The organism is Micromonospora sp. MGP-C2 (assembly GCF_057766525.1).
Genome location: NZ_JBYMEN010000002.1, coordinates 3,738,922 through 3,759,540, shown reverse-complemented (window position 1 = coordinate 3,759,540; position 20,619 = coordinate 3,738,922). Strand labels below are relative to the sequence as shown.

Sequence of the window (20,619 nt, the reverse complement as noted above, 5' to 3'; positions counted from 1 at the left end):
ACCTGGGATCTGCCCTGGAGGCCGCGCCCGGCTTTGCCTAGACTCGACGACACAACTGCATACCTCATCCAGAGGGGCTGAGGGATACGGCCCGACGACGCCCCGGCAACCACCCCGCGCGCTCACCGCTGAGCGACCCGCGGGGCAGGTGCCAATTCCGTCCCCGCCGCACCGTGCGATGCGGGGAAAGATGAGAGGACTCTCGACATGACGTCGACGCTCGCCGCCTCCGGCATCGACACCTCCGCCAGCCCCGCCCGCGCCCTGGTCTGTCGCGCCTGTTCGGCGCGCTACCCGCTCGCCGCCCAGCACGCCTGCTACGAGTGTTTCGGCCCGCTGGAGGTCGACTACGACACGGCCGCCCTGGCGACGGTCACCCGCGAGCAGATCGAGGCCGGGCCGAAGAACATCTGGCGGTACGCCGCACTGCTCCCCGCCGGTCAGGACCCGGCCAGCCGGGTCACCCTCGACCCGGGGCTGACCCCGCTGGTGGCGGCCCCGCACCTCGCCGCCGAGCTGGGCATCACCGCGCAGCTGTGGGTCAAGGACGACAGCGCCAATCCCACCCACTCGTTCAAGGACCGGGTCGTCTCGGTGGCGCTCACCGCCGCGAAGGCGCTCGGCTTCACCCGGTTCGCCTGCGCGTCGACCGGCAACCTGGCCAACTCGGTGGCCGCGCACGCCGCCCGCGCCGGGGTGCCCTCGGTGGTCTTCATTCCCAGTGACCTGGAGCAGGGCAAGGTCATCACCACTGCCGTCTACGGGGGCGAGCTGGTCGCCATCGACGGCTCGTACGACGACGTCAACCGGCTCTGTGGTGAGCTGGTGGAGACCGACGAGTTCGAGGACACCGCGTTCGTCAACGTGAACGTCCGCCCGTACTACGCGGAGGGCTCCAAGACGCTCGGCTACGAGGTGGCCGAGCAGCTCGGTTGGCGGATCCCGGCGCAGGTGGTGATCCCGATGGCCAGCGGCGAGCTGCTCACCAAGATTGACAAGGCGTTCTCCGAGCTGGTGGAGATCGGTCTGGTCGAGGCGCCGGCCGGCGGCTGGAAGGTCTTCGGCGCGCAGTCCGCCGGGTGCAACCCGATCGCCACGGCCCTGCACGCCGACACCGACACGATCACCCCGGTCAAGCCCACCGGCATCGCCAAGTCGCTCAACATCGGCGACCCCGCCGCCGGCCTCTACGCGTTGGAGGCGGTCCGTCGCACCGGCGGCTGGATGGAGTACGCCGACGACGACGAGATCCGGGCGGGCATCCGCGACCTGGCCCGCACCACCGGCGTCTTCGCGGAGACCGCCGGTGGGGTGACAGTGGCGGTGCTGCGCAAGTTGGTCGAGTCCGGCCGGCTCGACCCGACGGCGGAGACCGTGGTGTTCAACACCGGCGAGGGTCTGAAGACCATCGACGCGGTGGCCGGTCAGGTTGGGCCTACCCACCACATCAAGCCGTCGCTGCGCGCCGCCCGCGACGCCGGCCTCCTGGGCTGACCCGCTGCCGGTCTTGATCCACTCGGGTTTACGGAAATCGGGGTGTCCGGGCTGACTGGACACCCCGACTTCAGTGAAACCGAGTCGATCACTCCGTAACTGGGTTTTAGCTGTGAGTGTGGAAAACCCGCCGCTACGGACTTGACGGCAGGAACCGGACGGCGCAAGATGCTCCGTGCGGGAGGGCATTTCGCCGAAGACTTTTGAAGTTCTTGCGACCCAACGCCGGAGGCGTTGTGCGAGTGTCCCTCCCGACCAACGTTCGATCGGGCCAGCGAGTAATTCGCTGGCCCGATCGCTTTTGTACGGTGCACGCTCACCGCATGAGCATCACCATCGCGTCGTTCGACGGCGCCGACCGCACCTCGGTCGACGAGGCGTACCGGATCGGCGCGGCGGCCACCGAGGTCGACCTGCCGGACTTCCCACCCTTCTGCCGACGCCGCTTCGACGCGCTGTTCCACACGCCGATGCCCGGCACCGAATCGCTCTGGGCGCTGGCCCGGCTGGACGGCGCGCCGGCCGGCTACCTCCAGCTGGACCTGCCGCAGCTCGACAACACCGACAACGCCACCGCCGAGCTGACGGTGCATCCCGAGCTGCGGCGCCGGGGTGTCGGTCGCGCGCTGCACGAGTACGGCGTACGCCTGCTCCGCGAGCGCGGCCGCAAGCGGGTCGTCGCGATGACCGTCTCCGCGCTGCCCGACGGGCCGGCGCGATCAGCGGCGGGAGACGCGTTCGCCGCCACCACCGGCGCCCAGTCGGCGCTGCCCGAGGTGCGTCGCCGCCTCGACGTCGACGCGATCGACCGGATCGCCCTGCGCGCGGCGCTGGCCGAGGCCCGGCCGCGGGCGGAGGGCTATCAGTCGGTCTGCTGGCAGGGCTCCACCCCGCAGGAGTACGTGGCGGACATCGCCTACCTGGATGGCCGGTTGCTCATGGACGCGCCCATGGGCGACGTGCAGTGGGACCCGGAGCAGGTGGACGCCGAGCGCATCCGTGGCACCGAGCGCGCCCTGGACGCCCGGGGTCGGCGGCGCTACCACCTCGGGATGCGCCACGAGGCGTCCGGGCGGTTGGTCGCCTGGACCCTGCTGGACGTGAGCGCCTCCACCGACTGGCACTCCTACCAGCAGATCACCATCGTCGACCCGGCTCACCGTGGGCACCGGCTCGGTCTCATCGCCAAGGCGGAGAACCTGCACCACCTGCTGACCCACGAGCCGACGGTCCGCGTCATCGACACCTTCAACGCCGCCAGCAACAGCTACATGGTGGCGATCAACGAGCAACTCGGCTTCCGCCCGGTGGACGCCTGGAACAACTGGCAGCTCACCCTCTGACGGGTATCGGCGCTACTGCTGGTGGCCGGTCCTCGTGCATGACCGCAGCCGGGCATTCGCGCTACTGCTCGCGGACCTGGCTGAGGCATGATGGCGGGCATGACGGAGACCCCGCAGCCCCTGTACGACAGGCACGCCGACACCCTCAACCGTGCGCTGACCGCGATCACGGAGCGGGGCTACTGGTCCGCCTATCCCGAATCCCCCAGCCCCCGGGTGTACGGCGAGACCGCCGCCGCCGACGGCAAGGCCGCCTTCGAGGCGTACCTCGGTGGGGACTTCCCGCTCGACCAGCCGGGCGCTGGCGACCGGGTCGCCACCGAGACGAGCCCGTTCGGGGTGGAGCTCGCGGTGCGTTACCCGCACGCCGGCCCCGGCGAGCTGGTGAGCGCCGCCTCCGCCGCGCTGCCGGCCTGGCGCGACGCCGGCCCGCAGGCCCGGGTGGGAGTCTGCCTGGAGATCCTCGACCGGCTGCACAAGAACATCTTCGAGCTGGCCAACGCGGTGCAGTTCACCAGCGGGCAGGCGTTCGTGATGGCCTTCCAGGCCGGCGGTGCGCACGCACTGGACCGGGCCTTGGAGGCGCTGGCCTACGCGTACGCCGAGATGACCCGGCACCCGGGCACGGCAGGCTGGGAGAAGGCCGCCGGCAAGGGTGACCCGCTGCGGATGACCAAGACGTTCCACGTGGTGCCGCGTGGGGTGGCGCTGGTGATCGGCTGCAACACCTTCCCGACCTGGAACTCGTACCCCGGGCTGTTCGCCTCGCTGGTCACCGGCAACCCGGTGATCGTCAAGCCGCACCCGCGCGCGGTGCTACCGCTGGCCATCACCGTGAAGTACGCCCGGGAGGTGCTCGCCGAGGCCGGGTTCGACCCGAACCTGATCATGCTGGCGGCCGAGGCGCCCGGTGAGAAGCTCGCCAGTGACCTGGCCCTGCACCGCTCCGTGAAGATCGTCGACTTCACCGGCTCCACCGAGTACGGCGACTGGCTGGAGACGCACGCCCGGCAGGCCTCGGTCTACACGGAGAAGGCCGGTCTGAACACGGTCGTCATCGACTCCACCGACGACTTCGCCGGCATGTGCCGCAACCTCGGTTTCACGCTGACCCTCTACAGCGGCCAGATGTGCACCACCTCGCAGAACATCCTCATCCCGGCCGGCGGCATCGAGACCGACCAGGGGCACAAGAGCTTCGACGAGGTGGCCGGCGGGATCGCCGCAGCGGTCGGCAAGCTCACCGCCGATCCGGCGCGAGGCGTGGAGCTGACCGGCGCCATCGTCAACGACGGAGTGTTGGAGCGGCTGGCCGAGGTGACCAAGGTCGGCGAGCCGGTGCTGGAGTCGCGGGTCGTGGCGCACCCGGCGTACGCCGATGCGGTGGTGCGTACCCCGACGATCGTGAAGCTGGCGGCGGACGACGCGGAGACGTACGGCCGGGAGTGGTTCGGGCCGATCTCGTTCGCCATCGCCACCGACTCCACAGCGCAGAGCCTGGAGCTGCTGCGCCGGACGGTCGGCGAGAAGGGCGCGCTGACCGCCGGGGTCTACTCCACCGACGAGGCGGTGCTGGACGCCACCGAGGCGGTCGCGGTCGAGGTCGGGGTGCACCTGTCCTGCAACCTCACCGGCGGGGTCTTCGTGAACCAGTCGGCGGCGTTCTCCGATTTCCACGGCAGCGGGGCCAACGCGGCGGCCAACTCGGCGTTGACCGATGGGGCTTATGTGGCCAACCGGTTCCGGATCGTTCAGTCTCGGCGTCATGTCTGATCTTTAGTTGCGGTGGGGGTTTCCGGGGCAGCCCGACCCGCTCCGGGCGGTCAGGCTTGATCCCTGCGCGGGTCGGGCTGCCCCGGAAACCCTTTGTGGGCACGGCGGTGACGTCGCTGCGGGCTTTTTTAGGGCATCTCAGTGGCTCTGCCTTGGGATGAGTTCTCTGTTCTAGGCGGGTCGGCGCATCTGTAGCTCGTTCAGGGCTGGGATTTTGGGGTGGGGGACTCGCACGCCGGTGTCCTTGAAGCCCAGCCGCTGGTACGCCCGGTAGGCGCGGTCGTTGCCGACCACGACCTCCAGCAGCAGCTCCGGTCGGCCGCACGCCCGGGACCAGTCGGCCACCCCGTCGATCAGGTCGCCGAGAAGGCCGCTGCCCCGCCAGGTCGGCGTGACGTACACGGCGTAGATCACGGTCAGCCCGGGCTCGTCCGGGGTGACCGTGCCACCGGCATGCCCGACCAGCCGGCCGCCCGGGTCCGCGACGAACTGCGCGTTGTTCGGGCCGGCCGAGGTGTACGCGACCCGTGCGGCGTACTCGTTGTGCGGTCGGGCCGCCGCGTCCGCCAGGGTCTCCAGGAAGGCCAACGGTGCGTCCGCGAGCATCTCCAGGCGCAGCGCCCGCATCCGGGCGGCGTCCTCCGGCCGGCCCCGGCGGATCTCCGCCCGACGAACGGCTGTCGAGCCCGTATCGGTGGTCATGCCGCATGCCTATCACAGGGGGTGAACGGCATTTTTCGGGTCGGGCCCGATCTTCACCGGCTCGCGGCGCAGCCTCGTCTCCTTCCCCGGTGGCACTCACGTCGATGAATCCGCCGGGTCGCCGCGTCGGGTCGACCGGTGCGGCCGGAGCTGGTGTGGAAGCGATCAGGGCCATGCCCGATTTGTGGTCGTGCGCGGCTGTCAGTCCTCGTGTAGCGTGCGATTTCGGTCACCTGTTTCAATGGCGGTCATCGATTGCCGGGGCGGTGGTCCGAGGGCGCCCGGCCGCTCCGTGCGCCGGGTCAGGCAGCACCGCGCAGAGTGAGGGAAGTGGCACCGTGGCACAGGGCAGCGTCAAGTGGTTCAACGCCGAAAAGGGCTACGGCTTCATCGCCGTCGACGGCGGTCAGGACGTGTTCGTTCACTTCTCCGCCATCGAGATGGACGGCTACAAGGCGTTGGACGACGGCCAGCGGGTCGAGTTCGAGATTGCCCAGGGCCAGAAGGGCCCCCAGGCGGAGCACGTACGCGTCATCGCCTGACCGTTCGCACCGGTCGGCCGCCGCCTTGGGGGCTGGCGGCACGGGCGCGCAGCCGGGAAGATCGTGAACCGTTCCAGCCGATGCTGAGGAGCGTTCATGACCGACCAGCCACCCTCGTCCACCCCGCCCTACGGGCAGGGTGAGCCAGGCCCGTCCGACCCCACGCAGGGTGCGTGGGGCCCGGCCGGTCAGCCGCCTGGCTCCGTGCCGGGTGTCCCGCCGGCTGGTTGGGATCCTGCGCAGGGCGCCTGGGGCCCGGCCGGTCAGCCGCAGCAGGGGTGGGTGTTCCCGCCCACCGGGGGCTACCCGCCTGGAGCGGGGCCCTACGGTCCGCAGCCATGGCATCCGGGGCCGCCGGTCAACTGGTACCCGCCGGGTTACGGGTACGACCCGAACGACCCCCTGGTCACTCCACCCGGTGCCGGCCTGGCCGGCTGGTTCAGCCGGTGCTGGGGAGCGCTGGGCCGGGGCTGGCGGCAACTGGTGCCCATCATGCTGCTCACCCAGGTGCTGCCCGCGGCGGTGCTCTCGGTGATCTCTCTCGGGGCGGACCCGTCGGCGAGGTGGGCCGCCGAGGCCGAGACGAGCACGACCGCCGCACTGCCGGACAACTTCGCCGTGGAGCTGGTGAGCCTCCTGGTCCTGCTGATCGGCGGCAGCGTGCTGGTCGGGCTGTTGCAGGCCGTCGGGTGGGCTGCCGGCAGTTGGGTGATCACCCAGCAGGCGGCCGGTCAGCCGGGCAGCCTGGATTCCGCGCTGCGCTACGGCATCCGTCGGGCACTCGGGCTGTGGGGGTGGACCCTGCTGATCAGCCTGCTCGTCGGCATCGGTGCCTGCTTCTGCGTCCTGCCCGGCATCTACCTGGCGTTCGCGCTGAGCATGGCCGGCCCGGTCTACCTCTTCGAGCGCCACAACCCGATCGGCCGGTCGTTCCGGATGTTCCACGACCGGCTCGGCCTGCTGCTCGGTCGGGTGGCCCTGGTTGCCCTGGCGGTGATCGTCGGCACCGTGATCCCCGGCGCGCTGGAGGGCGTTGGCACCTCGGCGTTCGGTACGGATCCCTTCGCGTCCCCGGACAGCGCGGTCGGGGCGGTGGTGGTGATCGGGATCACCGCGGTGCTGGCCCTGCCGGCCCACCTCTCCCAGATGATCGGTCTGCTGGTCACGTACGCCGAGCAGCGCGCTCATGAGGCGCCGGTGAACACTCCCGGACTGGCCGCGGAACTCGGCTGAGCGGCCCCATCGTGCTTGCACTCGGCAGGGGAGAGTGCTAAACAAGTCATTGGCACTCGCATACCGTGAGTGCCAACGGTCGGGACGGTGGGGCCAGGTTGTGCCGGTGTGGAGACACCGGGGCAGCACATGGCCGGTCGTCGCGGGCTATCCGGCCCGGCCGAAGGACGTCGTCGTCGCCAGGTGGCGACGTCCCTAGGTGCGCACACCAGGCGGCCCATCCGGGGCACACATCTCGGGTGGCCCGTGAGTGTCCAGGAGGACAACGCCGTATGGCCAAGATGATCGCTTTCGACGAAGAGGCTCGCCGCGGCCTCGAGCGGGGCATGAACCAGCTCGCCGACGCCGTAAAGGTGACCCTCGGCCCGAAGGGCCGCAACGTCGTGCTCGAGAAGAAGTGGGGTGCCCCCACCATCACCAACGATGGTGTGAGCATCGCCAAGGAGATCGAGCTCGAGGACCCGTACGAGAAGATCGGCGCTGAGCTGGTCAAGGAGGTCGCCAAGAAGACCGACGACGTTGCCGGTGACGGCACGACGACGGCGACCGTCCTGGCCCAGGCCCTGGTTCGCGAGGGCCTGCGCAACGTGGCCGCTGGCGCCAACCCGATGGCCCTGAAGCGGGGCATCGAGGCCGCGGTCGCGAGCGTCTCGGAGGAGCTGTCCAAGCTCGCCAAGGACGTCGAGACCAAGGAGCAGATCGCCTCCACCGCCTCCATCTCCGCTGGCGACAGCACCGTCGGCGAGATCATCGCCGAGGCGATGGACAAGGTCGGCAAGGAAGGCGTCATCACCGTCGAGGAGAGCAACACCTTCGGGCTGGAGCTGGAGCTCACCGAGGGTATGCGCTTCGACAAGGGCTACATCTCGGCCTACTTCATGACCGACCCGGAGCGTATGGAGGCCGTCTTCGACGACCCGTACATCCTGATCGCCAACAGCAAGATCTCGTCGGTGAAGGACCTGCTCCCGATCCTGGAGAAGGTCATGCAGTCGGGCAAGCCGCTGCTGATCATCGCCGAGGACCTGGAGGGCGAGGCCCTCGCCACCCTGGTGGTCAACAAGGTCCGTGGCACCTTCAAGTCGGTCGCCGTCAAGGCGCCGGGCTTCGGTGACCGCCGCAAGGCCATGCTGACCGACATCGCCATCCTCGCCGGTGGCCAGGTCATCAGCGAGGAGGTCGGCCTCAAGCTCGACGCCGCCAGCCTCGACATGCTGGGCCGCGCCCGCAAGGTCGTGGTGACCAAGGACGAGACCACCATCGTCGACGGTGCCGGTGACGCCGAGCAGATCCAGGGCCGGGTCAACCAGATCCGGGCCGAGATCGACAAGAGCGACTCCGACTACGACCGCGAGAAGCTGCAGGAGCGGCTGGCCAAGCTGGCCGGCGGCGTTGCGGTCATCAAGGTCGGCGCGGCCACCGAGGTCGAGCTCAAGGAGCGCAAGCACCGCATCGAGGACGCCGTTCGCAACGCGAAGGCCGCCGTCGAGGAGGGCATCGTCCCGGGTGGTGGCGTCGCGCTGGTCCAGGCCGGCAAGACCGCCTTCGACAAGCTCGACCTGGTCGGCGACGAGGCGACCGGTGCGAACATCGTCAAGGTCGCGCTGGACGCCCCGCTGCGGCAGATCGCCGTCAACGCCGGCCTTGAGGGCGGCGTCGTGGTGGAGAAGGTCCGTAACCTCGAAGCGGGTCACGGCCTCAACGCCGCCAACGGCGAGTACGTCGACCTGCTGGCCGCGGGCATCATCGACCCGGCCAAGGTGACGCGCTCGGCGCTGCAGAACGCCGCTTCCATCGCGGCGCTGTTCCTCACCACCGAGGCAGTTGTCGCGGACAAGCCGGAGAAGACCCCGGCTGCCCCGGCTGGCCCGGGTGGCGGGGACATGGACTTCTGAGTCCAGTTCCGACACGGAACGGGGCGGGCCGCTGATGCGGTCCGCCCCGTTCGTCGTCAGGTCGGCAGTGGGCGCTGGTTGCGCCGCTTCTGTGCCCGGTCGTACGGCGGAAGCAGTTTGATCGGCTCGTCCACCATTTCCCGTGACTCCTCGACGACCGCCGACCCGTCGTCGGTGGTCATCTCGGCCAGTTGCTCGGCGTCGCCGTAGTCGAGCCGGTCGAACGGCAGTTGGCCGGGGAGTTCGCCGACCGGTTTCCAGGTGATCGGCGGGCCGTCCTCGGTCTGGTCGTCATCCGTGGTCATGGCTGCCTCCTCTACCGAAACGGTAGGGGGCGTCGATGACCGACGCGGGCGAATGGATCAATGTCCCCTTTGCCCCGGTTATGCCACCGGCAGGGTCCTCCGGTACAGGAAGAAAACCCGCTCGATCCGGGCACCCGCGCTGCCCGAGTAGAACGGCACGGGCCCCACCCAGCCGATCTCCGCCCTGGTCAGCCCCGCCGCCTGCTGGTCGCGCAGGCAGCGCCGCAGCAGCACACCACCGATGCCCGACCCCTCGGCCTCCGGCGCGGTGCCCATCGGCCCGAACCAGCTCGGCCGGGACGACCCGTACGCGGCGAAGCCGAGCACCTCGCCGCCCCGCTCCGCCAGGTGGCAGCCGGCGCCGTCACGACCCACCGACCCGGCCAACTCGCCGTCCCACGTGCCGCCGAAGGTGGACCGGGCGAACGCGGTCAACGCCGGGAGATCCGCCGGCGCCGCCCGGCGCACCGTCACGCCCTGATCGGCCAGCCGCCGCTCCGCCGCCTCGGTGGACCGCAGTGCCGCCGACCCGTCGTACGACAGGTCGGCGGTCATGTTCCAGGCGGTCCGGTCCTGCTGGTAGCCGAGCGCGAGGGCGGCGCAGACCGCCGGGGTGTAGCGGACGTCGATGCCCGGCCACGCGTAGTACGGCGGGTTCCCGGCCAGCAGCACCTCGGTCGCTCCGCGCTCGGCCAGCACCTGCTCGGCCCGCCGCAGCAGCGCCCGGCCGACGCCCCGGCGGCGCTGATCCGCACGGACCGCGACCAGGTCCACGTGCCCGATGCCCGGCTCGGCCGACGACACCGAGCAGAACAGCACCCCGACCAGGTCCGCACCCCGGTACGCGCCCAGCCCGACCACCGGCCGGTCGGCGGCGGCCCGGGGCCAGAGCACGTCCACGATGGCGGCGGCCTCGGTGGCGTCCTCGGGCAGGTCGAGAGCCTGTTCGCAGAGCCGCACCACTGTGTCGGCCAGGTCGCGGGTCAGCTCGGTGACGGTGATCTCGGCGTCCATGGTCGCCGACCCTAGAACACCGTGTGGCGGCCCGCGCTCCCGCCCGTCGGATCCGGAAGGAAACCTGCCTATTGCTGGGCGGCGCGCACGGCGGCGTACGCGTCCACCTCACCGGCACCCGTGACGTTCGACGGAGCACCACAGGTGTCGGACGGGTTGTCGGAGCGGTAGGTGGGCGTGGCCGCCGTGGCGGTGTCCCGCAGGATCTGCCGGGTCCGGGCCACGTCGCCGACCAGCGCCGGGTTCGCCGACCACATCAGCGCGACCACCCCGGCCACCTGCGGGGTCGCCATCGACGTGCCATCCAGCGCGGCGTACGTGCCGCCAGGCATGGCCGACACCACACCCACACCCGGTGCCAGCACGTCCGGCTTGCTCGCACCCGGCACCGGCCCGCGCGAGGAGAACTCGGCGACCCGGCGCTGCGCGTCCACCGCACCCACGGTCAGCACGTCCGCGTACGGCGCCGGTGGGTCGTCGATCGACGCGCACCACGGCCCGGTGTTGCCGGCGGCGGCGACCACGAAGATCCCGGCGGCGTCCAGCGCGGCGGTGGCCGGCCGCAGTACGCCGGGATCGCAACCCTCGATGGGCGGGCAACCCCAGGAGTTGGTGAGCACCTGCGGGGCGCGCTCCGGACGGCCGTCGGTCAACGGGTCGCCGCCGGTCGGGAAGGGCGCCAGCATGAACTGGAGGCAGTCCAGGTAGTACGCAGGGCTGCCGAGGTTGCGGTCCAGGTTGACGCAGCCCACCCACTGCGCGTCAGGCGCCACCCCGATGCCGTCGCGCCCCACCGCACTGCCCACCGTGTGGGTGCCGTGCCCACCCTGGTCGGTCGGGCTGCGGGTGTCGTCCCACGGGTCGTACCAGGAATCGTCTCCGCCCCGGAACCCGGCGCGCAGCGCCGGATGGGCGCCGTCCACCCCCGAATCCGAGCTGCCCACCACGATGCCCGTGCCCGTCACCCCGAGCTGGGACCACACCCGGTCCGCGCCGATCTGGCGGATGTTCCACTCCGGGCCGGTGGGCCTTGGCGCGGTGCCGCGGCTCTGCCCCGCCGGGGCCGGCAGCGGCCGCAGACGTTGGCTGACCAGCACCCGGGCCACCTCCGGTCGGCGGGCGAGCCACGCCCGCACCGCCGGACCGCCGTCGACCTCCACCGCGTTGACCAGGTAGTACGACACCGGGTCGAGTCGCAGTCGACGCAACCCCCGGAGCAGGTCGGCCTGGCTCTGCTCGGCGGTCGTCACCAGCCGTCGGTAGACCTCCGTCGCGCGGGCGTCCCTCCCGGCCCGACCCGCAGCGCCGGCCGGCAGTCCACTCAGGTCGGCCTGCGCCCGCAGCACCACGAACAGTCGCTCGCCGTGCAGGCCCGGTTGGCCCGGACCCAGGTCGACCACGCCGAACGCCACCAGCAGCACCACGGCTGCCACCGCTGCCGACCGGCGACTCGGGGTGCGTGCCGTCGGCCGGGCGAGCAGCACCGCGTACCCGATGGCGACCAGGACCGCGACGGCGAGCCCGGCGCCGGCGGCGACCGCAACCCAGAACGGGATGTCCCGGGTGCCGACCAGCAGCAGGGTGATCTCTTCCGGGTCGGTGAAGGCCAGCGGGCCGAGTGCGGCCAGGCCCACGAGCCAGCCGGTCGCAGTCCGGCCGGCGCGTGCGGCGACGGCCGGGTCGGTGCTGGGTCGCCAGGCCGCGGCCCACAGCGCGGCCAGTGCGAAACCCACCGGCGGAAGGGTCAGCAGCGCGGGCAACTGCGCGCCGGACTGGCCGGTGCCGGCCGCGAGCAGCAGCAGCGCCACCCCGGCGACCAGACCTCCCAGCAGGACGAGCCGGGCCGGCCGCGGCGGTCGGCCAACAGCGAACCGGGCCCAGAAGGTGGCGTCCAACAGTGTCGCGGCCAGCACCCCCAGCGCGGCTGCCGCCAACAGCGCGAGCGCGGTTTCCAGGAGCCCGCCGAGCGCGCCCAGCCAGGCCCACGGCAGCAGCAGCGCCAGCCCGGCGGCGACCGCGAGCAGAGGCACCGGTCCGGTCCGATGCGATCCACGCTGACGTCCGACCGGGTTCGGACTCCCGGCGGCGTCGGCGCTCGACCCCGGGCCTGCGACGGCCTCGGCTCGGGCGGCGGCATCGTCGTTCAGCGCCGCACCATCGGTGGCGTCGCGTTGCTCGGTGCGCTCGCCGACCCGCTGTGCGGCGGCGGGCGCGGTGTCGACATCCGGGCCGGACGATCGTCGCGCCGACCAGCGCGCGGCGAGCGCGCTGAGCAGCGCGACGCCGGCCAGCCCGGCGAGGTACGCCTCGTGGTGCACCGGCGGCACGACCCGCAGCAGCGTGAGCACGCCGAGGGCGAGACCCCCGATCAGCCAGGCTTTCCCGGTGGCCCGGACCGCAGCCGACCGGGGCAGCACGGCCAGCAGCAGGGCGGGTGTGCCCACCAGCACGACTGTGGTCAGGCCGAGGACCGGCCAGAGCCAGCCGACGCGGTCCAGCCCGAAGCCCAGCAGCACCTGATCGGTGACCCAGCCGCCGGTCTGGGTGGCTGCGGTGACCGCGACCGTCCAGCAGCCGACCAGCACGGCTGCGACCACCGACCACGGGGAGCTGCGGTCGCTGAATCCGGGTTGCGCGGGGTGACCTTGCATCCGAGAACCTTACGACCACGGCGAGCGGTTTCCATCCGACCGTCGTGTTGCGGGTCGATCGGAGAACCGTGCCGGTGCTGGACAGTTTCCGTCAGCCGGGCGGGCGGCGAATGCCGGCACGCTGGCATGGCGGTTACCGTGGACCTGTGCGTGACCCCAACATCTCCCGATCCGTCGCCGGCCAGCTCTCGCCGGTCCGCCGTGTGTCCGACCTGCGTCGACTGCGCGCCGAGCGCTTCGACGTCCTGGTCATCGGGGGCGGGGTGACCGGTGCCGGTGCCGCTCTGGACGCGGCGTCCCGGGGCCTCAAGGTGGCCCTCGTCGAGGCGCGTGACCTCGCGGCGGGCACCTCCAGCCGGTCGAGCAAACTCATCCACGGTGGCCTGCGCTACCTGGAGCAGTTGGAGTTCCACCTGGTGCACGAGGCGCTCACCGAGCGCGGCCTGCTCGCCACCCGGCTCGCGCCGCACCTGGTGCGTCCGGTGCCGATCCTGGTGCCCCTGCCCGCCGGGCGAGGGCTGCGAGACCTGCCGGCCCGCATCTTCCGCCGCTCCTACTACGGCGCGGGTGTGGCCGCCTACGACGCCTTCGCCGGGATCTTCGGCGGTGGCCGGGGCATGCCACTGCACCGGCACCTGACCCGCGAGGGGGCCCGGCGGGTCTTCCCGAGTCTTCGGCCCGACACGCTGGCCGGGGCGATCCGCTATTACGACGGGCAGGTCGACGACGCCCGCCTGGTGGTGACCCTCGCCCGCACCGCCGCCAGCCTCGGTGCCACGGTCGTGAGCAGCGCCCGCGCCGTCGGGCTGATCCGGCAGGCGCGTGAGGTGACCGGTGTCCGCGTCCGTGACCTGGAGGCGCCGGCCGGTTCGCCGGACGCGGAGTTCGAGGTGCACGCCCGTACGGTCATCGCCGCCACCGGTGTCTGGAGCGACGACATGTCGCGGATGCTCAACGACGTGGGCCTGCGGCCCGGCGTCCGGGTGCGCGCCTCGAAGGGGGTGCACCTGGTGGTGCCCCGCTCGGCGATCACCGGCGAGGCGGGGCTCATCCTGCGCACGGCGAGTTCGGTGCTCTTCGTCATCCCGTGGGGCGGGCACTGGATCATCGGCACGACGGACACCGACTGGCGGCTGGACCGGTCCCACCCGGCCGCCTCGGCCCGCGACATCGACTACCTGTTGCAGCAGGTCAACACCGTGCTGGACCGGCCGTTGACCACCGCCGACATCGAGGGGGTGTACGCGGGGCTGCGGCCGTTGCTGGCAGGCGAGGCCGACTCGACGTCGAAGCTCTCCCGTGAACACGCGGTCTTCGAGCCCATGCTCGGGCTGTTGCTGGTCGCCGGTGGCAAGTACACGACGTACCGGGTGATGGCCTCCGACGTGGTCGACCGGGCGGCCCGCCGGCTCGGTGGCGCGCGCTCGTCGCGTACCGCCGATCTGCCTCTGCTGGGTGCCGACGGTTACCCGGCGATGTGGAGGGACCGGGCCGACCTGGCCCGCAGGCACGGCGTGCCGGTGGGTGTGGTGGAGCACCTGCTGGAGCGGTACGGCACCCTCACCCTGGACCTGCTGGCTCTGGTCGACGCCGACCCGTTGCTCGCGTCTCCGCTGGCGGGTGCTCCGGAGTATCTGGCGGCGGAGGTCGCGTACGCGGCGCGGGCCGAGGGTGCGCTGCACCTGGAGGACGTGCTGACCCGGCGGACCCGGATCTCGTTCGAGACCAGCCACCGAGGGCTGGAGTCCGCGGAGCACACCGCCGAGCTGATGGGCGCGGTGCTCGGCTGGGACGAGGCGACCCGGGCCCGCGAGGTGGATCACTACCGTGCCCGTGTGGAGGCGGAGCGGCAGTCCCAGTTGATGCCGGACGACGCTGCGGCGGACGCCGCCCGGCTCGGCGCTCCGGACGTGCGGGGTTATGCCGCCGACCGTGGCGGCGACGACGATCAGGCGGAGCTGCGTCCGTCCGCTCGATGACGAATTGCGACGTTACCAATGGGTAACCATCGATACCGACCCGGATGGTGGTTTCGGTCGCTACCTACGGTGGGGTAGGTTTCCGCGCGTGCTACCCCGCGCGCACCCTCGTCTGCTCCTACCCCTCCTCGCCGTCGCGCTCGTCGGTGCCCTGACCGGGTGCTCGCTGTTCGACCGGGACAAGCCGGGTACGACTCTGGCGCAGCCATCCGCCCCGGTTGCGGGGGGCGGATCTCAGCTGGAGATCCCGACCACCGTCGCCGCCGGTCAGGTCAGCCTGCTCCAGCGGCTCGGCGAAGACGGGCCGATGCGCACCCTGAGCGTCGAGCGCAACGGCGCGTGGCAGTGCCTCGACTGCGCCGGCGACGGGGTCACCTCCCGGGGCACCCTCGCACCGGAGTTGACCGAACGGCTCCAGGTGCTGCTCGCCAACCCGAAGTTGGCCGCCGAGACCGATCAGGCTCGGAGGTACCGGACCACCTGCATCGACGCGTTGACGTCCAGCCTGCTCACCTCGACCGGGCTGATCACCTCGCAGGACTGCCCTGGTGAGGAGCGCACGCCGGTCGCCGGGGAGATCCTGCTGCTGCTCACCCAGGCGACCCCGGCCGAGGTCAAGGGCTGACCTTCAGCCAGGTCAGAGCACCTTGCCCGGGTTGAGCAGACCAGCCGGGTCGAGCGCCGACTTGATCGCCTGGTGCACCCGGACGCCGACCGGCCCGATCTCCCGGGCAAGCCAGTCCCGCTTGAGCAGCCCCACCCCGTGCTCGCCGGTGCACGTGCCGCCGAGGTCCAGGCCGAGCCGCATGATCTCGTCGAACGCCCGCCGGCCCCGCTCCACACTCGCCGGATCGGCCCGGTCGACCACGATGTTCGGGTGCATGTTGCCGTCCCCGGCGTGCCCCACCACACCGATCGGCACCTCGCACTCCGCCGCGATCCGGGCCACCCCGTCCAGCAGCGCGGCAAGCGAACCGCGCGGCACCGCCACGTCGTCGATCACCAGACCGCCGTTGCCACCCGGGTAGGCGTCGGCGGCGAACTTCTCCATGGCGGGGTGGGCCAGCCGGCGGGCCTGGAGCAGCGCCGCCGCCTCCACCGCGTCGGTGGCCGCGTAGACCTCGTCGGCGCCGGCCGCCTCGCACACAGCGGCCAGGGCGCCCAGGTCGTCGGCGGCTCGGCTGCCGGTGTCCACGGAGGCCAGCAGCAGGGCCTGCGCGTCGGTCCGCAGCCCCATCGGCTGGTACGCCTCGATCGCCCGCAGGTGGGTCTGGTCGAGCAGTTCCAACAGGCTGGGCGTGAGCCCGCGGGCCGCGATCTCGGCCACTGCGGCGCCGGCCGCCGCCGTGGACGGAAAGACCGCCACCAGGGTCAGCGACTCGGCCGGCGCGGGCCGCAACGCCACGGTCACCTCGGTGATCACCCCGAGGGTGCCCTCCGAGCCGACGAAGAGCCGGGTCAGGTCGTACCCGGCCACCCCCTTGGCCGTACGCCGGCCGGTGCGCAGCACCTCACCGGAGGCGAGCACCACCTCCAGGCCGAGGACGTACTCGGTGGTCACGCCGTACTTCACACAGCACATGCCACCGGCGTTGGTGGCCACGTTGCCGCCGATCGTCGACGACTCCCAGGAGCCGGGATCCGGCGGATACCAGAGGCCCTGCTTCGCCACCGCCCCGGCCAGCGCCGCGTTGACCACCCCGGGTTGGACCACAGCGATCCGGCTCACCGGGTCGATCTCCCGGATCTCGTCCATCGCCACGGTGCTCAACACCACCGCGCCGTCCACCGCGTTCGCCGCGCCGGCCAACCCGGTCCGCGCACCCTGCGGCACCACGGGTACGCCGTGCCGCGCCGCTGCCCGGACCACGGCGACCACCTGTTCGGTGCTGCGTGGACGGGTCACCACGATCGGGGTGCCGGCGGCGCACAGGTCGGCCTCGTCCCGCTGGTGCATCCGCAGCAGGTCCGGGTCGGTGAGCACGGCGTCGCCACCGAGCGCGTCGCGCAGGTCGTCGAGGAGATTGGTGGGGGCCATGCAGCCGAGGCTAGGTCGCCGGCGGGCGATCATCAACATGATCAACTGAGCGGGATAGCTTGGGCACCATGCTCTACCTGGACCGGCCTGCCTGGCCGTGGCGCGGTCGGCTCTGGTCGCACCTGATCAGCGACGTCTCGTACGCCGAGCTGCACGCCTTCGCCGAGACACTCGGCGCGCCCCGACGCGGCTTCGACCGGGACCACTACGACATTCCGGCCGACCGGTTCGCGGTGGCGGTGTGGCTCGGTGCCCAGGTGGTGCCGAGCCGGGAGCTGGTCCGGTTGCTCCGCTGCGCGGGACTGCGTCGCCCGAAACACCTGGTCAGCCCGCGCCCGTCGACCCCTCGCTGAGCGCGGCCAGCTCGCGGCGCACGTTGTCCCGGGCGGGCTCCTCCCATCGGGCGGCAAGCGGCGGCAGCCGGAACAGCGCGGGCAGCGCCAGCAGGCCGGTCAACACAGCGGCCCGCCCGGCCCGGAAGGCCGGCTCCGGCACGTGCGCGTACTCCCGCCGGATGGCTGCCGCGTACCTGTCGTAGTCAGCCGGCGGGGCGGCCAGCACGGCGAGGTCCGCGTCACACAGCAGGGCGCCGTCCGGGTCGCCCGGTGCCAAGGTATGCCCTGCGGTGAGCAATACCAGCCGGCGCACCTCCGCGGCCATGGGCGCCGGCACCCCGAGCCCGGCGAGCACGCTCTCGGCCAGCGCGGCACTGTCGCGTTCGTTGGCGTCGCCGGCGGCCCGCGGGTCGTAGACGGCGTCGTGGAACCAGGCCGCCAACCGGACCACGTCGGGCCGGCCGGCCAGGTCGGCGTGCTCGTCCACCACGTCGAGCACCGCCGTCAGGTGGGCCACCGTGTGATAGTGCCGGTGCGGTTCCCCCCACCGGGCGAGCAACTGCTCCCCGGCTCTGGTCGACGTCGGGCCCGAACCCGCACCGGCGCCCCGGGCCGCGATTCGCCAACGATCCAGCAGATCAACCACCGCCCGAGTCTGCCGCATCCGCCCATGACGTGCGAGAAGGGAGGATTCAGCGGGCCCACCACGGGTAGTCGCGCCCATGGCCGTGGCCCGGGACAAGCGACCTCCGATGGTGCGACGTACCGCGCTGCGCAAGGGGCTGGTGGACATCGACGGTGCCCGGATCGCCGAGGCCACCGAGGAGCTGCGCCATCGCGGCCGGGCCACCCTGCACGACCGGCTGCACCGGGTGCGGATGGCCGGCGGGCTCGCCGTGCAGGCCGGGCTGGCTGCCGGGCTGGCGTACTTCGTCTCGCACCGGCTGCTCGGCAACCCGCAACCGGTGTTCGCGCCGATCTCCGCTGTCGGCACCCTGGCCGCGTCGGTCGGCCAGCGATTCCGCCGGACCGTGGAGTTGATCGTCGGGGTGGGCGTCGGGGTGGGCGTCGGCGACCTGTTGATCTACTTTCTCGGCACCGGGGCGTGGCAGCTCGGCCTGGTGGTCACGGTGGCGATCCTGCTCACGATCTTCGCCGGGGCGAGCGTCGCCATCGTCATCCAGGCGGCGGCCACGGCGGTGCTGATCGTCACGCTGAGCCCGTCGACCCAGAACCTGGAGATCCCCCGCTTCGTCGACGCGTTCCTCGGCGGTGGGATCGCGCTGCTGGTCACGGCTGTGCTGCTGCCACTGAATCCGCTCCGGGTGATCAACCGGGCTGCCCGGCCGGCGCTGGACCTGCTCGCCGCCCAACTCGACGCCACCGCCGACGGGCTACGCAGCCGGGACCGCGCCGGCATCCAGCGGGCACTGGACCGGCTGCGTAACAACAAGGAGGAACTGGCCACGCTGGGGGAGGCGATCGAGGGCGCGAAGGAGACAGCCACCCTGTCCCCGGCCCGCTGGCACCGTCGCGACGAGTTGACCCACTACGCGGAGGCGGCCGACCCGATCGACCGGGCGATGCGCAACAGCGGCACGCTGATCCGCAGGTCCGTGACCCTGGTCGAGGACGAGGAACCGGTGCCCGATCCGATGCCGGACGCGATCAACCACCTCGCCGAGTCGGTCCGGCTGCTCAAACACGAGTTCGCCGCCGGCGAGGAACCGGAGAAGGCCCGCGAGCGGTCGCTGCGGGCCGTCAGCGAGGCCGGCCGAGCGTACGGCGACGGGGTCGGCTTCTCGGGCAGTGTGGTGGTCGCCCAGATCCGGACCACCGCGAGCGACCTGCTGGTGGCCTCCGGAATCGAACAGGAGGAGGCGAACCGGTGGATCCGCACCGCCTTCGGTGAGCAGGAGCGCCCCGTCGGAGAGCCCGCCGAGCCGGGCGAGGCGCCGAAACCACCCACCGCCCCGCCGGTCGGCTGAGCGAGGCGCGCGGAGGCTCAGCCCAGCTCGGCGAGCGCGGCGAGCAGCCGGTCCACCTGGGCCGCCGTGCTGCCCAGGCCGATGCTGGCACGCAGCGCGGTGGGCGGCAGGTCCCGCCGACCGGTACGCCCCGCCGCCTCGGTGAGCAGCCGCCGGGCCAGCGGGTGAGCGCAGAACAAGCCGTCCCGTACGCCGATGTGGTGCTCGGCCGCCAGTCGCGCGGCCACGTCGCTGGATTCCCAGCCGGCCACCACGAACGAGACGATCCCGACCCGGGGCGCGTCCGGGCCGAAGGTGCGCAGCTCCACGACGTGCGGCAGGGCGGCGATGCCGGAGCGCAGTCGGGCCAGCAGCGCCTGCTCGTGTGCGGCCAGTTCGGCCCGGTCGGCGTCGTCGAGCGCCGCACACACGGCTGCCAGCGCCGCCGCGCCGAGCAGGTTCGGGGTGCCGCCCTCATGCCGGGCCGGCCCGGTCGCCCAGGTCACGTCGTGGGTCGCCGGCCCGACGTGGCTGGTGGCACCACCACCGGGCAGGTACGGCGGGGCGTCGTCCAGCCAGTCCGCCCGGCCGATGAGCACACCCGCACCGAACGGCGCGTACAGCTTGTGGCCGGACACGGCCAGATAGTCGACGTCGAGCGCGAGCAGGTCGACCGGGACGTGCGGGGCGAGTTGCGCGGCGTCCAGCACGATCCGGGCGCCGTGCCGGTGTGCCACCCGGGCCAGCTCGGCGACCGGCCACAGCTCACCTGTCACGTTGCTGGCACCGGTCACCGCGACCAGCACCGGCAGCGCCGGGTTGCTGCCCCGGCGCAGCTCGGTGAGGGCGGCGGCGAGGTCGCGTACTGCCGCGTCGGGGTCGGTGGGCACCGGCAGCCGCACCGAGCCGCGCGGCCAGGGCAGCAGGTTGGCGTGGTGCTCGCCCGCGAAGGTGACCACTGTTGTGCCGGCCGGCAGGGCCCGCGCCAGCAGGTTGAGCGCGTCGGTCGTGTTTCGGGTGAAGATCACGTGGTCGTCGGCACGGCCGCCGAAGAAGTCACCGACCGTCTGGCGGGCCTGCTCGTAGGCGAGGGTGCAGCGCCGGGACAGCGCTCCCGCCCCACGATGCACGCTCGCGTACCAGGGCAGCAGCTCGGCCACCGTGTCGGCGGCGGCCCGCGCGCATGGTGCGCTGGCCGCGTAGTCCAGGTTGATCTCGCCCGGTACGCCGAGGACGTCCAGCGGTCGCGACGAGGCCGACCGGGGCGCGGCGTCGACGCGGATGGGCAGCGAGGAGACAAGGGTGACGGACACGCCGGAACCTCCGGGGTCAGGGACCCCGGGTGCGG

Annotated in this window: 17 protein-coding genes and 1 riboswitch; of the genes, 10 read left to right on the top strand and 7 right to left on the bottom strand. The window is 72.1% G+C overall.

Annotated elements, in window-relative coordinates; all coding sequences use genetic code 11:
- Nucleotides 1-61 precede the first annotated feature (61 nt).
- Nucleotides 62-197: riboswitch (SAM riboswitch) on the top strand.
- 10 nt (nucleotides 198-207) lie between these two features.
- From thrC to paaN, 3 genes are all read left to right on the top strand, one after another.
- Entirely contained in the window at nucleotides 208-1,494 is a 1,287-nt protein-coding gene (gene thrC, locus AC3CF1_RS17120) for a threonine synthase (protein WP_210925457.1), read from the top strand.
- A 323-nt stretch (nucleotides 1,495-1,817) separates the two neighbouring features.
- Nucleotides 1,818-2,837, top strand: a complete 1,020-nt coding sequence (locus AC3CF1_RS17115; protein ID WP_330465016.1) for a GNAT family N-acetyltransferase — start codon at nucleotides 1,818-1,820, stop codon at nucleotides 2,835-2,837.
- 99 nt (nucleotides 2,838-2,936) lie between these two features.
- Entirely contained in the window at nucleotides 2,937-4,610 is a 1,674-nt protein-coding gene (paaN, locus tag AC3CF1_RS17110) for a phenylacetic acid degradation protein PaaN (RefSeq protein ID WP_172862118.1), read from the top strand.
- A gap of 171 nt (nucleotides 4,611-4,781) precedes the next feature.
- Here paaN and AC3CF1_RS17105 read toward each other — a convergent pair whose 3' ends face one another.
- Nucleotides 4,782-5,312 carry a GNAT family N-acetyltransferase gene (locus AC3CF1_RS17105; protein WP_354981756.1) on the bottom strand — a complete coding sequence of 177 codons (531 nt, stop codon included), beginning with the start codon at nucleotides 5,310-5,312 and terminating at the stop codon, nucleotides 4,782-4,784.
- 338 nt (nucleotides 5,313-5,650) lie between these two features.
- On the opposite strand from AC3CF1_RS17105, the gene AC3CF1_RS17100 reads away from it, so the two are divergent.
- From AC3CF1_RS17100 to groL, 3 genes are all read left to right on the top strand, one after another.
- Nucleotides 5,651-5,854, top strand: coding sequence for a cold-shock protein (locus AC3CF1_RS17100; RefSeq protein ID WP_088950422.1), 204 nt, complete (start codon nucleotides 5,651-5,653; stop codon nucleotides 5,852-5,854).
- Nucleotides 5,855-5,950: 96 nt separating this feature from the next.
- Nucleotides 5,951-7,087: a hypothetical protein gene (locus tag AC3CF1_RS17095; protein ID WP_488450820.1), complete on the top strand. Its 1,137-nt coding sequence runs from the start codon at nucleotides 5,951-5,953 to the stop codon at nucleotides 7,085-7,087.
- A gap of 272 nt (nucleotides 7,088-7,359) precedes the next feature.
- A complete protein-coding gene (groL, locus tag AC3CF1_RS17090) occupies nucleotides 7,360-8,982 on the top strand; it encodes a chaperonin GroEL (RefSeq protein ID WP_030490078.1) in 1,623 nt (540 codons plus the stop codon).
- Nucleotides 8,983-9,038: 56 nt separating this feature from the next.
- Here the strand turns inward: groL and AC3CF1_RS17085 are convergent, their stop codons facing one another.
- From AC3CF1_RS17085 to AC3CF1_RS17075, 3 genes are all read right to left on the bottom strand, one after another.
- Entirely contained in the window at nucleotides 9,039-9,287 is a 249-nt protein-coding gene (locus AC3CF1_RS17085; RefSeq protein ID WP_088950419.1) for a hypothetical protein, read from the bottom strand.
- 78 nt (nucleotides 9,288-9,365) lie between these two features.
- Nucleotides 9,366-10,301: a GNAT family N-acetyltransferase gene (locus AC3CF1_RS17080; protein WP_488450819.1), complete on the bottom strand. Its 936-nt coding sequence runs from the start codon at nucleotides 10,299-10,301 to the stop codon at nucleotides 9,366-9,368.
- Nucleotides 10,302-10,369: 68 nt separating this feature from the next.
- The gene (locus AC3CF1_RS17075) at nucleotides 10,370-12,952 is read right to left on the bottom strand and encodes a S8 family serine peptidase (RefSeq protein ID WP_488450818.1); all 2,583 of its coding nucleotides are present in this window, start codon (nucleotides 12,950-12,952) and stop codon (nucleotides 10,370-10,372) included.
- 161 nt (nucleotides 12,953-13,113) lie between these two features.
- Here AC3CF1_RS17075 and AC3CF1_RS17070 point away from each other — a divergent pair, with 161 nt between their 5' ends.
- On the top strand, nucleotides 13,114-14,931 hold the full coding sequence (locus tag AC3CF1_RS17070; protein ID WP_354981870.1) for a glycerol-3-phosphate dehydrogenase/oxidase: 1,818 nt from the start codon (nucleotides 13,114-13,116) through the stop codon (nucleotides 14,929-14,931).
- An 88-nt stretch (nucleotides 14,932-15,019) separates the two neighbouring features.
- Nucleotides 15,020-15,556: a hypothetical protein gene (locus AC3CF1_RS17065; RefSeq protein WP_088950416.1), complete on the top strand. Its 537-nt coding sequence runs from the start codon at nucleotides 15,020-15,022 to the stop codon at nucleotides 15,554-15,556.
- A gap of 12 nt (nucleotides 15,557-15,568) precedes the next feature.
- On the opposite strand, the gene AC3CF1_RS17060 is transcribed toward AC3CF1_RS17065, so the two are convergent.
- Nucleotides 15,569-16,969: an FAD-binding oxidoreductase gene (locus AC3CF1_RS17060; RefSeq protein ID WP_354981752.1), complete on the bottom strand. Its 1,401-nt coding sequence runs from the start codon at nucleotides 16,967-16,969 to the stop codon at nucleotides 15,569-15,571.
- A gap of 68 nt (nucleotides 16,970-17,037) precedes the next feature.
- On the opposite strand from AC3CF1_RS17060, the gene AC3CF1_RS17055 reads away from it, so the two are divergent.
- Nucleotides 17,038-17,322 (top strand): DUF4031 domain-containing protein, encoded by a 285-nt coding sequence (locus AC3CF1_RS17055; RefSeq protein WP_488450817.1) that lies wholly within the window; start codon nucleotides 17,038-17,040, stop codon nucleotides 17,320-17,322.
- Here AC3CF1_RS17055 and AC3CF1_RS17050 read toward each other — a convergent pair.
- The gene (locus tag AC3CF1_RS17050) at nucleotides 17,294-17,950 is read right to left on the bottom strand and encodes an HD domain-containing protein (protein ID WP_354981750.1); all 657 of its coding nucleotides are present in this window, start codon (nucleotides 17,948-17,950) and stop codon (nucleotides 17,294-17,296) included. The genes AC3CF1_RS17055 and AC3CF1_RS17050 overlap by 29 nt on opposite strands.
- Before the next feature lie 106 nt (nucleotides 17,951-18,056).
- Here AC3CF1_RS17050 and AC3CF1_RS17045 point away from each other — a divergent pair, with 106 nt between their 5' ends.
- Nucleotides 18,057-19,292: an FUSC family protein gene (locus AC3CF1_RS17045; RefSeq protein ID WP_141911408.1), complete on the top strand. Its 1,236-nt coding sequence runs from the start codon at nucleotides 18,057-18,059 to the stop codon at nucleotides 19,290-19,292.
- Nucleotides 19,293-19,309: 17 nt separating this feature from the next.
- On the opposite strand, the gene AC3CF1_RS17040 is transcribed toward AC3CF1_RS17045, so the two are convergent.
- The gene (locus AC3CF1_RS17040) at nucleotides 19,310-20,554 is read right to left on the bottom strand and encodes an aminotransferase class V-fold PLP-dependent enzyme (RefSeq protein WP_488452092.1); all 1,245 of its coding nucleotides are present in this window, start codon (nucleotides 20,552-20,554) and stop codon (nucleotides 19,310-19,312) included.
- Nucleotides 20,555-20,619 lie beyond the last annotated feature (65 nt).

Coding starts and splice junctions, on each gene's coding strand:
- AC3CF1_RS17045 (WP_141911408.1), top strand. CDS start 18,057: ATGGTGCGACGTACCGCGCTGCGCAAGGGGCTGGTGGACATCGACGGT.
- AC3CF1_RS17085 (WP_088950419.1), bottom strand. CDS start 9,287: ATGACCACGGATGACGACCAGACCGAGGACGGCCCGCCGATCACCTGG.
- groL (WP_030490078.1), top strand. CDS start 7,360: ATGGCCAAGATGATCGCTTTCGACGAAGAGGCTCGCCGCGGCCTCGAG.
- AC3CF1_RS17115 (WP_330465016.1), top strand. CDS start 1,818: ATGAGCATCACCATCGCGTCGTTCGACGGCGCCGACCGCACCTCGGTC.
- AC3CF1_RS17095 (WP_488450820.1), top strand. CDS start 5,951: ATGACCGACCAGCCACCCTCGTCCACCCCGCCCTACGGGCAGGGTGAG.
- AC3CF1_RS17105 (WP_354981756.1), bottom strand. CDS start 5,312: ATGACCACCGATACGGGCTCGACAGCCGTTCGTCGGGCGGAGATCCGC.
- paaN (WP_172862118.1), top strand. CDS start 2,937: ATGACGGAGACCCCGCAGCCCCTGTACGACAGGCACGCCGACACCCTC.
- AC3CF1_RS17080 (WP_488450819.1), bottom strand. CDS start 10,301: ATGGACGCCGAGATCACCGTCACCGAGCTGACCCGCGACCTGGCCGAC.
- thrC (WP_210925457.1), top strand. CDS start 208: ATGACGTCGACGCTCGCCGCCTCCGGCATCGACACCTCCGCCAGCCCC.
- AC3CF1_RS17060 (WP_354981752.1), bottom strand. CDS start 16,969: ATGGCCCCCACCAATCTCCTCGACGACCTGCGCGACGCGCTCGGTGGC.
- AC3CF1_RS17075 (WP_488450818.1), bottom strand. CDS start 12,952: ATGCAAGGTCACCCCGCGCAACCCGGATTCAGCGACCGCAGCTCCCCG.
- AC3CF1_RS17055 (WP_488450817.1), top strand. CDS start 17,038: ATGCTCTACCTGGACCGGCCTGCCTGGCCGTGGCGCGGTCGGCTCTGG.